Raw genomic sequence first — 11,379 nt, 5'->3', positions numbered from 1 at the left:
GCATGCGGACGGTGACGGCGATCCACCCGGCGTTTCGCGACGACATCGGCGACCTCGTCACGCGGCGGCCGCTGCCCGGGCCCGGGCTGCCCAATGTCGGCGCCTTCCTGTTCCTCAACCATCATGGCCCGCAGACCTATCCGCCGGGCAACCGCGGCCTGCCCTTCGGCCCGCATCCGCACCGCGGGTTCGAGACGGTGACCTTCATCCTCGAAGGCGAGCTGGCGCATACCGATTCGGCGGGCGGCGAGAGCATCATCCGCGCCGGCGGGATCCAGTGGATGACTGCGGGGAGCGGGATCGTCCATGCCGAAGTCTCGCCCGCCGCCTTCAAGCGCGACGGCGGCCCGATGGAGATCCTCCAGCTCTGGCTGAACCTCCCTGCGCGGCTCAAGATGAGCCCGCCGCGCTATGTCGGCTTGCAGGCGGGCGCGCTGCCGGTGGTGCGCGAAGGCGGCGCGGCGGTGCATTTGGTTTCGGGCGCGTTCGGCGGGATCGAGGGTCCGGTCGAGTCGCTCACCGGCACCTTCCTCTGCTTCGCGACGCTCGAGGCGGGCGCGAGCCTGAGCTTCGAGGGCCTCGCCGGGCGCGACGTGTTCCTCTACGCGGCGCGCGGCAGCGTGGCGGTCGGCGGGCGCGACGTGCCCGAATGGCACCTCGCCTCGCTCGGCGATGGCGACACGCTGACGATCGAGGCGCAGGGGCCCGCGCTGATCCTGTTCGGCCACGCCGCGCCGATCCGCGAACCCATCGTCGCGCACGGTCCCTTCGTGATGAACAGCGCCGACGAGATCCGCCAGGCCTATGCCGACTATCAGGCGGGCAGGTTCGGCACCGCCGAGATCGTCGCGGGCTGAGCGCCTTCCGCTTTCCCCAAGTCGTCATCCCGGCGAAAGCCGGGACCCAGGGTTACGGAGGGCATCGCTTGCGACTCCTGGGTCCCGGCTTTCGCCGGGATGACGGGGAAGGGAGCGATACGCCCTACCGCTGCTTCACGCCCCAGTTGACCGTCACGCGCGCGCCGCGCGGCTGCTCGGGGGTGGTGAAGACGGCGAGCGTGCGGTCGCCGTCGCCGGCCGAGATCATCGTCTCCATGTCCATCTTGAGGCCGAGCCCCGCCTTGCCCGCCTCCGCTTTCGACCAGGCGAGCACCGCACCCGGCGTCGCCTGGGTCGTGTAGACGAGCATCCCGCTGTGCCGCCCGGTCGCGTCGACGTCGCCCGAGGCGCAATTGACCAGCGCCGCACCTGCGATCACCGGCACGAACTCGGGCTTGTCGGCGCAGCTCGCGGTCGAGGGATTGGCGGCTGCTGCTGCCGTCGCCGCGGCGCCAGGCGCTTCGGCCGACTCGTTGCCGCCGCCATGGCCGCCGCAGCCGGCGAGCAGCAATCCCGTCAGAACCAATGACTTGCGCATCACTTCCTCCCCTGGCCCGCGAGGCCTTAGCCCCCGTCATACCATCGTGTTATGACTTGGCAGCCCCCAAGTGCGTATAGATCGCCGGGGGTCAGGCGTCGGGGCATGACGGATACAGCAACCGAAACGGCAATCGTGCACATCATCGACGACGATGAGTCGCTGCGCGCCGCGCTCGCCCGGCTGTTCCGTTCGGTGGGGCTCGGCACGCGCACCTATGCGAGCGCGCGCGAGTTCCTCGCCAGCGCGCTGCCCGACCTGCCCGGCTGCATCGTGCTCGACGTGCGGCTGCCCGGCGTCAACGGCCTCGACCTGCAGGAACAGCTCGCCAAGACCGATTCGCACTTGCCCGTGGTGCTCGTCACCGGGCATGGCGACATCCCGATGACCGTGCGCGCGATGAAGGCCGGCGCGGTCGATTTCCTCCCCAAGCCCTTCCGCGACCAGGACATGCTCGACGCCGTCGCCGCCGCGATCGACCGCGACCGCAAGCGCCGCGCCGCCGCCACCGACATCGAGGGGCTGCGTACCGCCTATGCCACGCTCTCGCCGCGCGAGCGCCAGGTGATGCTGATGGTCGCCAGGGGCTCGATGAACAAGCAGGTCGCCGCCGAACTGGGCCTCAGCGAAGTCACGGTGAAGATCCACCGCGGCGCCGCGATGCGCAAGATGGGCGCGCGGACCTATGCCGATCTGGTGCGCATGGCGGGCCTGCTGGGCGACGGCGAAGACCTCCAGCAGACACCGTAGTTCTCCGTAACACGAGTGTATTATTGGAAATCCGCGCCATCCGTGGAAGGATACGACCATAATCGAAAAGCGGTTCGCTCGACCGGCGGCTGAACGAAGAAGGAAAGTCGGTGACGGCGGAAACGCTCATCTCGATCGTCGATGACGATACCTCCCTGCTGAACGCGCTTGTGCGCCTCGTGCGCTCGCTCGGCTACAAGGCGCAGGGGTTTCCGTCGGCCGAGGACTTCATCGCCTCCGACATCGCGCAGGATTGTTCGTGCGTGATCACCGACATCCAGATGGGCGGAATGAGCGGAATCGAGCTCGCCGGCGTGCTCTCGGGTCAGAAGCCGCGCGTTCCCGTGATCGTGATCACCGCGCGCCCCGACGAAGGGCTCGAGGAAGCCGCGATGGCGCAGGGGGCGACCTGCTTCCTGCGCAAGCCGGTCGAGACCAACCGCCTCGCGCAATGCCTGGAGCATGCGATCGCGGCCTGAGCGATCCGGGGCTTTTGCGAGAGATTGCAGATAACGTCTCCGTTACGCGTCCGGAATATGGCATTTCGGACCAAATCGCGGCATGTTTCCGCCGATGAGCGGCTGCCGACTTCCTTTCCGGCCCAATCCCCGGCGACGCAGGCTCCAGCGTCCGGCTGGCGGCTGACGTGCCGATCACGCTCCCCCCGCGCATCCAGCGTGCCATCGCCGCGCTGCTCGCGCGCTATTATGCGCTCGAGCAGTTCCGCCGGCTGGCGATCCTGTGGATCGCGGGGACGATCCTGCTCGGCGCGACGACCTGGCTCTGCTCCAGCCTCGCGCTGAGCTTCGCCACCGCCGCATCGGCCTTCCTCGTCGTGATCGTGCTGCTGTCGCTGCTCGACAGCTTCGCCTCCTCGGTGTTCTTCGGCGTGCTCGCCGGCGGGCTGCTCAACTATTATTTCGTGCTGCCGCGCCACACGCTCGAAGTGCGCGACGTGCAGGACATTGCGGCGCTGGTCGCATTCCTGGTCTGCTCGCTCGCGGTGACGACGCTGGTGCGACGCCTCCGCGTGTCGGCCGAAGTTCAGCGCGAGCAGGCGCGGCTGCTCGAGCTCACCAATGACGCCTTCGTCGTGCGCGACATGGACGGCATCGTCACGGGCTGGAACCGCGGCGCCGAGACGCTCTACGGCTGGACGCGCGAGGAAGCGATCGGCCGGCCGGCGATCGAGGTGCTCGCGCCAACCCAGCCCGAGCTCAAGGCCGAGCTCGACCGGCAGATGCGCACCACCGGCCGCTGGGAAGGCGAGCTTACGCACCACCACCGCGACGGCAGCGAGATCCATGTCGCGGCGCGCTGGTCGATGCAATTCGACGAGCGCGGCAATCCGCTCCGCGTGCTCGAGAGCAATTCGGACATCACCGAGAAGAAGCGCGCCGACGAAGCGCTGCGCCGCAGCCAGGCCGCCTATCTCGCCGAGGCGCAGCGGCTGAGCCGCACCGGCAGCTTCGGCTGGAATACCGCCGAGGCGGCGATCCACTGGTCCGACGAGACCTTCCGGATCTTCGGCTATCCGGTGGGCGAATCGGCCTCGCTCGAGATGTTCCATGCGCGCGTCCATCCCGAGGATTCGGTCCGCGTGCGCCAGGTGCTCGGCGCCGCGGCGACCGGCAGCGACGGGTTCGACTTCGAATATCGGCTGCTGATGCCCGACGGATCGGTGAAGCACGTCCACGCCGTGGCGCATGCGATGGCGAACGGCGGCGGCGCGCCGCACTATATCGGCGCGGTCTCCGACGTGACCGAGAGCCGCGAAGCCTATGCGACGCTCGACCGGCTCCAGGCCGACCTGGCGCATGCCTCGCGCGTCTCGGTGCTCGGCGAGCTGACCGCCTCGATCGCGCACGAGATCAACCAGCCGCTCGCCGCGATCGCCGCCAATGGCGACGTCGGCCTGCGCTGGCTGAGCCGTCCCGACCCCGACATGGACGAACTGCGCGAGATCAACCAGGCGATCGTCGACGATGCCCGCCGCGCTGCCGACATCATCACCCGCATCCGCGCGATGGCCGGCCGCAAGGCGACGCAGCAAGGCCGCGTGCTGCTCGACGACGTGATCGGCGAGGCGCTGCTGTTCCTCCGCCACGAGCTTCAGTCGCGGGGCGTGACGGTGACGCAGCAGCTCGCCCTCGCCGCGCCGCCGGTGCTCGGCGACCGCATCCAGCTCCAGCAAGTGGTGGTGAACCTCGCGGTCAATTCGATGCAGGCGATGGCGCAGGCCGAAAGCCCCGATCGCCGCATCGCGATCCGCACCAGCCTGCCCGACGCCGGCATGATCCGCTGCACGATCGAGGACAGCGGACCCGGGATCAGCGCCGATCACCAGGCGCGGCTGTTCGACAGCTTCTTCTCTACCAAGCAGGGCGGCATGGGGATCGGCCTGCCGATCTGCCGGTCGATCATCGAGGCGCATGGCGGGGTCATCGCCGCCGACAGCGCCGCCACCGGCGGCGGCGGCGCAAGCTTCTCGTTCACACTGCCCGTCGCCGGCACGGCGGACTGAGCCGAGCCATCGACCAACGCCAACCGTGATCCTGGCGAAGGCCGGGACCCGGGGCGTGAGCGACGTCTTTTCCTACCTTCGGTCCCGGCTTTCGCCGGGGGCGACGAGGAGGAATCGAAAAGGGCCGGACGTCTCCGCCCGGCCCTTCCGATTCGCTTGGCTTGCGTGAGCCTCGCTCAGCCTTCCGACTGGAGGTTCACCGCCGCATACTTGCCGCGGCGATCGACCTCGAGCTCGAACGACAGGCGGTCGCCTTCGTTGAGCGAGCTCATGCCGGCACGCTCGACCGCCGAGATGTGCACGAAGGCATCGGGCTGGCCGTCGTCGCGCTGGATGAAGCCGAAGCCCTTCATCGCGTTGAAGAACTTGACCGTGCCGGTCGCCTTCTCGCCGGTCAGCTGACGCTGCGGGCCGCCGCGGCTGCCGCCGCCCGGGCCGGCATCGCGGTCGCGCGGCGGACCGCGGTCCTCGACGGGCATCGGCTCACCGTCGATCTTCAGATCGGTCGCCGAGATGCGGCCGCCGCGATCGACGAGCGTGAAGCCCAGCGGCTGGCCTTCGGCCAAGCCGGTGAGGCCCGCCTGCTCGACCGCCGAGATATGCACGAAGACGTCCTCGCCGCCATCGTCGCGGACGATGAAGCCGAAGCCCTTCTGGCCGTTGAAGAATTTGACGACGCCCGTCGCCTCGCCGACCACCTGCGGGGGCATGCCGCCACCGCCGCCGCCGCCGCGGAAACCACCGCCACCGCCGAAGCCGCCGCCACCACCGCCGCGATAGCCACCGCCACCGCCACCATAGCCGCCGCCGCCGCCGAAGCGATCACCGCCACCACCGAAGCGATCGCCACCGCCGAAGCCGCCGCGATCACCGAAACCGCCGCCGCTGTAGCTGCTGCTGTCGTCGCCGAAACCGTCGCGCTTGTCCCTGCCGCGTCCGCCGCGCTCGCCGCGGCGCCCTCTATCGAAACTCATTGCCCTGTTCGTCTTCCCGGTTCGCCCCTTGTAACCAATCGAAACCCAAGCGCCGGACGAAGAACGCAGGCCTTCGGGCTCATCAAAAGAGCCGCGAGACTCGGTTCATAGCCCAAAATCGGACACGCCGCGACCGAAATTCGCTTGAAAGCGACGATAAACGCGAGTCGTGCGGCTTGAAAGCACCAGTCGGGCAGGGCACAGCCTGCGCATGGACGCCATTTTGACGCTCTTGACCAGCCCGGCCGCCTGGGCCGCGCTCGCGACATTGATCGTGATGGAGGTGGTGCTCGGCATCGACAACCTCATCTTCATCTCGATTCTTTCGAACAAGCTGCCCGAGGCGCAGCGCACCCGCGTGCGCCGAATCGGCATCAGCCTGGCGCTGATCCTGCGGCTCGCGCTGCTCTCGACGATCGCCTGGCTGACCCAGCTCACCCAGCCGCTGTTCGACCTGGGGCTCTCGATGCCCGGCGAGCATGGCGAGACTGCGTTCGACACCGCCTTTTCGGCGCGCGACCTGATCCTGATCGCGGGCGGCCTGTTCCTCGTCTGGAAGGCGACGACCGAGATCCACCACAATGTCGATTCGGAAGCCTCGGGCGAGACGCTCGACAAGAAGGGCCATGTCGCGATGACCTTCGGCGCGGCGATCGTCCAGATCCTGCTGCTCGACATGGTCTTCTCGATCGATTCGATCCTCACCGCGGTCGGCATGACCGATCACCTGCCGGTGATGGTGGTCGCGGTGATCGCCGCGGTGGCGGTGATGCTGTTCGCCGCCGATCCGCTCGCCAACTTCATCAACCGCAACCCGACGGTGGTGATGCTGGCGCTCGGCTTCCTGCTGATGATCGGCGCGGTGCTGATCGCCGACGGCTTCGGCGTGCACGTGCCCAAGGGCTATATCTACACCGCCATGGCCTTCTCGGCGGGGGTGGAGATCCTCAACATCCTCGCCCGCCGGAGCCGCGGCAAGCATCGGGCCGAGCCGCCGCATGTCCCGCCAAGGGCCGATTAGGGTTTGAGCCGCGCGCCGAACAGAGCTAGGCGGCGGCGATGACAGTTCATTTCCATGAAGAAGACATTCCCGAGGGTCTCTTCGCCCCCGGCGAATCGATTGCCGTCGACACTGAGACGATGGGCCTGGTCACGATGCGCGACCGGCTGTGCGTCGTGCAGCTCTCCAACGGCAAGGGCGACGAGCATCTCGTCCGCTTCGGCCCGCAATCCAGCTATGCCGCGCCCAATTTGCGCATGCTGCTCGCCGATCCCGAGCGCGTGAAGCTCTACCATTTCGCGCGCTTCGACCTGGCGGCGATCCGCTTCTACCTCGGCGTCACCGCCGCACCGGTCTATTGCACCAAGACCGCGTCGCGGCTCGTGCGGACCTATACCGATCGCCACGGCCTCAAGGACCTCGTCCGCGAGCTGCTCGGCCAGGAGCTCTCCAAGGCGCAGCAGTCGTCGGACTGGGGCGGTCCCGAGCTCTCCGAGGCGCAGCGCGAATACGCCGCGTCCGACGTGCGTTACCTGCATGCGATGAAGGAAGAGCTGGACCGCCGCCTCGAGCGCGAAGGGCGCACCGATATCGCGCAGGCGTGCTTCGACTTCCTGCCCTGGCGCGCCGAGCTCGACCTCGCGGGCTGGCCCGACACCGACATCTTCGCGCACATCTGAGCATGATCCGGAGCGCCCGCCTTGTCTGAGATCGCCCAGCGCCTCCAGTCGCAACGAAGGGCCTGGGCGCATCCGGGCAGCGGGCACGACCGGATCGTGCGCACGCTGCAATGGCTGCTGCCGATGGGGATCGGCGTGCTCGGCGCGTTCCTCGTCGTCTCGCCGCTCTACACCGCGGGCGAAGTCAGCTTCGTGCTCGACAAGAACAAGGTCGACGTCGCCAGCGCGCGGCTCCAGGCCGAATCGGCGATCTACCGCGGCGAGGATTCGAAGGGCCGCGCCTTCCAGCTCCACGCCGGCTCGGCGGTGCAGAAGAGCTCGGCCGAGCCGATCGTCCAGCTGAAGCAGCTCTCCGCCGAGATCGCGCTCGAGGAAGGCCCTGGTCGGATCGACGCCGACAGCGGCCGCTACGACCTGGATACGCGCAAGCTCGCGGTCGACGGCCCGATCCGCTTCCAGACCGCCGACGGCTATCGCCTCCAGACCAGCGATTCGACGGTCGACCTGCGCACCCGCCAGATGGAAAGCAGCGGCCCGGTGAACGGGAGCACCCCCATGGGCGTTTTCAGCGGCAACAAGCTGACTGCGGACCTGGAGAAGCGCATCGTGAAGCTCGACGGCAATGCACGCTTGCGTATCCAGCCGAGGAAGGCGAATAGGCGCTAGATGATGCACAGGCTCGCCATCCTGCCCCTGGGGCTGTTGCTGGGGCTCTCCGCTTCGGGACCGGTGGCGGCGCAGTCTGCGCACAATTCGGACGCGCCGATCGATTTCGGCTCGGATCACATCGAGCTGCTCGACCGCGACAATCGCGTGCTGCTCACCGGCAACGTCAAGATCGTCCAGGCCGAAATGACGCTCACCGCCGATCGCGTCACGGTGAGCTACACCGGCAATCTCCAGCAGGGCTCGCCCGACGTTTCCCGGCTCGACGCCGCCGGCGGAGTGACGGTGGTCCGGCCCGAGCAGAGCGCGCGCTCGCAATATGCGGTCTACGACCTCAACAAGCGCGTGATCACGATGATCGGCGGCGTGACGCTGCGCCAGGGCGCCAATGTCGTGAACGGCGGGCGGCTTTCGATCAACCTCGACAGCGGCCGTGCGACGATCGACGGATCGGGCGTCGGCAGCGGCGTGCCCGGCACGACGACCAGCAGCGGCGGCCGCGTGACCGGCCGATTCTCGGTGCCCAAGCGCAACACCGCCGCGCCCAGCCCGTCGCCCACCCCGCCACCGCAACAATAACCCCGCAATCCGAACGGCGTACCGCAAGCCGCCTATGGGGTGCTTCCCTTGCGCCAGCGATTCGGGCAGCTTATTCAGGCATCGCATGCATGAATCCTGCCAAACCGCGTCCGCGGTAAGGCCCGCGTAACCCGAATTGTGCAGACAAGGCCCGCCATGACAGACGCCGCCACGATCGAACATCCGCTCGCGGACCCCGCACCGGCGCCCGACAGGGGGCTTGCGGTCGTGTCGATCGCCAAGAGCTACGACAAGCGCGTGGTGCTCACCGACGTGTCGGTCTCGGTCGGGCGCGGCGAAGTCGTCGGGCTGCTCGGGCCGAATGGCGCGGGCAAGACGACCTGCTTCTATTCGGTGATGGGGCTGGTGAAGCCCGATTCGGGCCGCATCATGCTCGACGGCGAGGACATCACGCCGCTGCCGATGTACCGCCGCGCGATCCTCGGGCTCGGCTATCTCCCGCAGGAGACCTCGATCTTCCGCGGGCTGACCGTCGAGAAGAACATCCTCGCCGTGCTCGAGCTCTCCGAGCCCGACAAGGACGCGCGCCGCCGCCGGCTCGACCAGCTGCTCGACGAGTTCGGCCTCACGCGGCTGCGCGACGCGCCGGCGATGGCGCTGTCGGGCGGCGAGCGCCGTCGCGCCGAGATCGCGCGCGCGCTCGCGGCCAACCCGACGATCATGCTGCTCGACGAGCCCTTCGCGGGCATCGACCCGATCTCGATCTCGGACATCCGCGAGTTGGTGATCGAGCTCAAGAACCGCGGCATCGGCGTGCTGATCACCGATCACAATGTCCGCGAGACGCTCGACATCGTCGACCGCGGCTACATCATCTACGACGGCCGCGTGCTCTTCGCCGGCTCGCCCGAGGAGCTGGTGCGCGACGAGAACGTCCGCCGGCTGTACCTGGGCGAGGGCTTCTCGCTGTGACTCATCGTGACGGCACCGCCCTCCACCGCCATTCCACCGATGCTGCGCATCGTCGGAACCTTGGGCGGCTCCGCCCGCTCTCCCACCCGGCCACCCAACGCCAGTATTCCATGGGTGGCCGGGTGGGGGAGCGGGCTGGTGCCGTCCTCCGTTAAACAATGAGCCTCGCGCCGCGCCTCGACCTGCGCCAGTCGCAGTCGCTGGTGATGACGCCGCAGCTCCAGCAGGCGATCAAGCTGCTGGCGCTGTCGAACCTCGAGATCGAAGCGTTCATCGCCGAGGAGATCGAGAAGAACCCGCTGCTCGATTCGAGCGGCGGGGAGGAGCGCGACGCTGCGCCCGAGCCGGAGCCCGATGTCGACTTCGACGATGTCCGCGAAAACCCGCGCGATGGGCCCGCCGATGCCAGCGAGCTGCTGAGCGGCGGCGGCGAAGCGGCGGGCGAAGCGGCGCTCGACGTCGATTTCGTCGCGGAGACCTTCCACCACGACAGCCATGCCGATTCGATCGGCGGGCTCGATGGCAGCCTGGGCGTCAGCGGTGCGAGCGGCGGCGGCTCGGAGGACGGGCCCGACTTCGACAATATGGGCGATTCGGGGCTGAGCCTCGCCGATCACCTGATGGCGCAGGCCGGCGCGAGCGTCGACGGCGCCGACCTGTTCATCGCCGCGCACCTGATCGACCAGATCGACGAGGCGGGGTACCTCACCGTCACGCTGCTCGAAGTCGCCACGCGGCTGAACGTGCCGCTCGCGCGGGTCGAGGCGGTGCTCGGCATCATCCATGGCTTCGACCCCACCGGCGTCGGCGCGCGCAACCTCGCCGAATGCCTCGCGCTCCAGGCCAGGGAAGCCGACCGCTACGACCCTTGCATGGCGCGGCTGATCGACAATCTCGACCTCGTCGCGCGCGGCGACCTGCCGCGGCTCCGGCGCATCTGCGACGTCGACGACGAAGACCTGGCGGACATGATCCGCGAGCTGCGCAACTACGACCCCAAGCCCGGCTGCCGCTATGGCGGCGAGCCGATGCTCGCGGTCACGCCCGACATCTTCGTCGCGCGCCGCGGTGCGGGCTGGGCGGTCGAGATCAACGCCGCGACGCTCCCCCGGCTGCTCGTCAACCGCGCCTATTACGCCGAAGTCACCAGCGGACCGCAGGACAAGGCGAGCCGCGCCTGGCTGTCGGACATGCTCGCGAGCGCCAACTGGCTGGTCAAGGCGCTCGACCAGCGCCAGCGCACGATCATCAAGGTGGCGAGCGAGATCGTGAAGCAGCAGGAGGAGTTCTTCCTCCGCGGCGTCGCGCACCTGAGGCCCATGACGCTGCGCCAGGTCGCCGAATCGATCGGGATGCACGAATCGACGGTGAGCCGCGTCACCAGCAACAAATACCTCAGCTGCGCGCGGGGGCTGTTCGAGCTGAAATATTTCTTCACCTCGGCGATCCAGTCGGCCGATGGCGGCGACGCGGTCTCGGCCGAAGCGGTGAAGAGCGCGATCCGCTCGCTGATCGCTGCCGAGGATCCCAAGGCGATCCTGTCCGACGACACGCTGGTCGACATGCTCAAGGCCAAGGGCTTCGACATCGCCCGGCGTACGGTGGCCAAATATCGCGAAGCGATGGGGATCGGCAGCTCGGTCCAGCGCCGCCGGCAGAAGGCGCTCGAGGGGGTGGGGTAAGCACGAGTCCGATTGCAAAGTAGGATTTGGCCTGCGACGCTCGACCTCGCTCTTTCTAACGCTCGGCCCATTTTCCAGCGACTGATCGATTCAGGCGATCAGCGCTTTCTCCCATGATTGTTGTCAACCACTGTCAACCCGATCGATTTCCTCGATCAGGCTAGGCACAAGTGCC

At 68.2% G+C, this 11,379-nt stretch carries 12 protein-coding genes; 10 read left to right on the top strand and 2 right to left on the bottom strand.

The annotated features are described in order from the left end of the window. Window positions 1–2 precede the first annotated feature (2 nt). A complete protein-coding gene (locus J7495_RS15120) occupies window positions 3–857 on the top strand; it encodes a pirin family protein (RefSeq protein ID WP_294057524.1) in 855 nt (284 codons plus the stop codon). Between the two features lie 124 nt (window positions 858–981). Here J7495_RS15120 and J7495_RS15115 read toward each other — a convergent pair whose 3' ends face one another. Next, the gene (locus J7495_RS15115) at window positions 982–1,416 is read right to left on the bottom strand and encodes a hypothetical protein (protein WP_294057523.1); all 435 of its coding nucleotides are present in this window, start codon (window positions 1,414–1,416) and stop codon (window positions 982–984) included. Window positions 1,417–1,521: 105 nt separating this feature from the next. Here J7495_RS15115 and J7495_RS15110 point away from each other — a divergent pair, with 105 nt between their 5' ends. The 3 genes from J7495_RS15110 (at window position 1,522) to J7495_RS15100 (ending at window position 4,690) form a co-directional block, all read left to right on the top strand. Then, window positions 1,522–2,166 (top strand): response regulator transcription factor, encoded by a 645-nt coding sequence (locus tag J7495_RS15110; protein WP_294057522.1) that lies wholly within the window; start codon window positions 1,522–1,524, stop codon window positions 2,164–2,166. A gap of 110 nt (window positions 2,167–2,276) precedes the next feature. Next, window positions 2,277–2,645, top strand: a complete 369-nt coding sequence (locus tag J7495_RS15105; RefSeq protein ID WP_294057520.1) for a response regulator — start codon at window positions 2,277–2,279, stop codon at window positions 2,643–2,645. A 167-nt stretch (window positions 2,646–2,812) separates the two neighbouring features. After that, window positions 2,813–4,690, top strand: coding sequence for a PAS domain-containing protein (locus J7495_RS15100; protein WP_294057519.1), 1,878 nt, complete (start codon window positions 2,813–2,815; stop codon window positions 4,688–4,690). Window positions 4,691–4,866: 176 nt separating this feature from the next. Here J7495_RS15100 and J7495_RS15095 read toward each other — a convergent pair whose 3' ends face one another. Further along, complete coding sequence (locus J7495_RS15095; protein ID WP_294057518.1) at window positions 4,867–5,664, bottom strand: cold-shock protein; 798 nt, start codon at window positions 5,662–5,664, stop codon at window positions 4,867–4,869. 211 nt (window positions 5,665–5,875) lie between these two features. Here J7495_RS15095 and J7495_RS15090 point away from each other — a divergent pair, with 211 nt between their 5' ends. The 6 genes from J7495_RS15090 to rpoN all read left to right on the top strand — a co-directional run bounded on the left by J7495_RS15090 (window position 5,876) and on the right by rpoN (window position 11,204). Next, window positions 5,876–6,685: a TerC family protein gene (locus J7495_RS15090; protein ID WP_294057517.1), complete on the top strand. Its 810-nt coding sequence runs from the start codon at window positions 5,876–5,878 to the stop codon at window positions 6,683–6,685. A 38-nt stretch (window positions 6,686–6,723) separates the two neighbouring features. After that, window positions 6,724–7,344, top strand: a complete 621-nt coding sequence (locus tag J7495_RS15085; RefSeq protein WP_294057515.1) for a ribonuclease D — start codon at window positions 6,724–6,726, stop codon at window positions 7,342–7,344. Window positions 7,345–7,365: 21 nt separating this feature from the next. Next, complete coding sequence (gene lptC / locus J7495_RS15080) at window positions 7,366–8,010, top strand: LPS export ABC transporter periplasmic protein LptC (protein WP_294057514.1); 645 nt, start codon at window positions 7,366–7,368, stop codon at window positions 8,008–8,010. A gap of 3 nt (window positions 8,011–8,013) precedes the next feature. Then, window positions 8,014–8,589, top strand: a complete 576-nt coding sequence (locus tag J7495_RS15075) for an LptA/OstA family protein (protein WP_294057570.1) — start codon at window positions 8,014–8,016, stop codon at window positions 8,587–8,589. Window positions 8,590–8,745: 156 nt separating this feature from the next. Next, window positions 8,746–9,522, top strand: coding sequence for an LPS export ABC transporter ATP-binding protein (lptB, locus tag J7495_RS15070; protein WP_294057512.1), 777 nt, complete (start codon window positions 8,746–8,748; stop codon window positions 9,520–9,522). A gap of 158 nt (window positions 9,523–9,680) precedes the next feature. Further along, a complete protein-coding gene (gene rpoN / locus J7495_RS15065) occupies window positions 9,681–11,204 on the top strand; it encodes an RNA polymerase factor sigma-54 (protein WP_294057511.1) in 1,524 nt (507 codons plus the stop codon). Window positions 11,205–11,379 lie beyond the last annotated feature (175 nt).

Origin of the sequence: Sphingomonas sp. (genome assembly GCF_017745215.1) — a bacterium.
Lineage (GTDB): Bacteria > Pseudomonadota > Alphaproteobacteria > Sphingomonadales > Sphingomonadaceae > Sphingomonas.
This window is presented reverse-complemented; position numbering and strand designations above follow the sequence as displayed.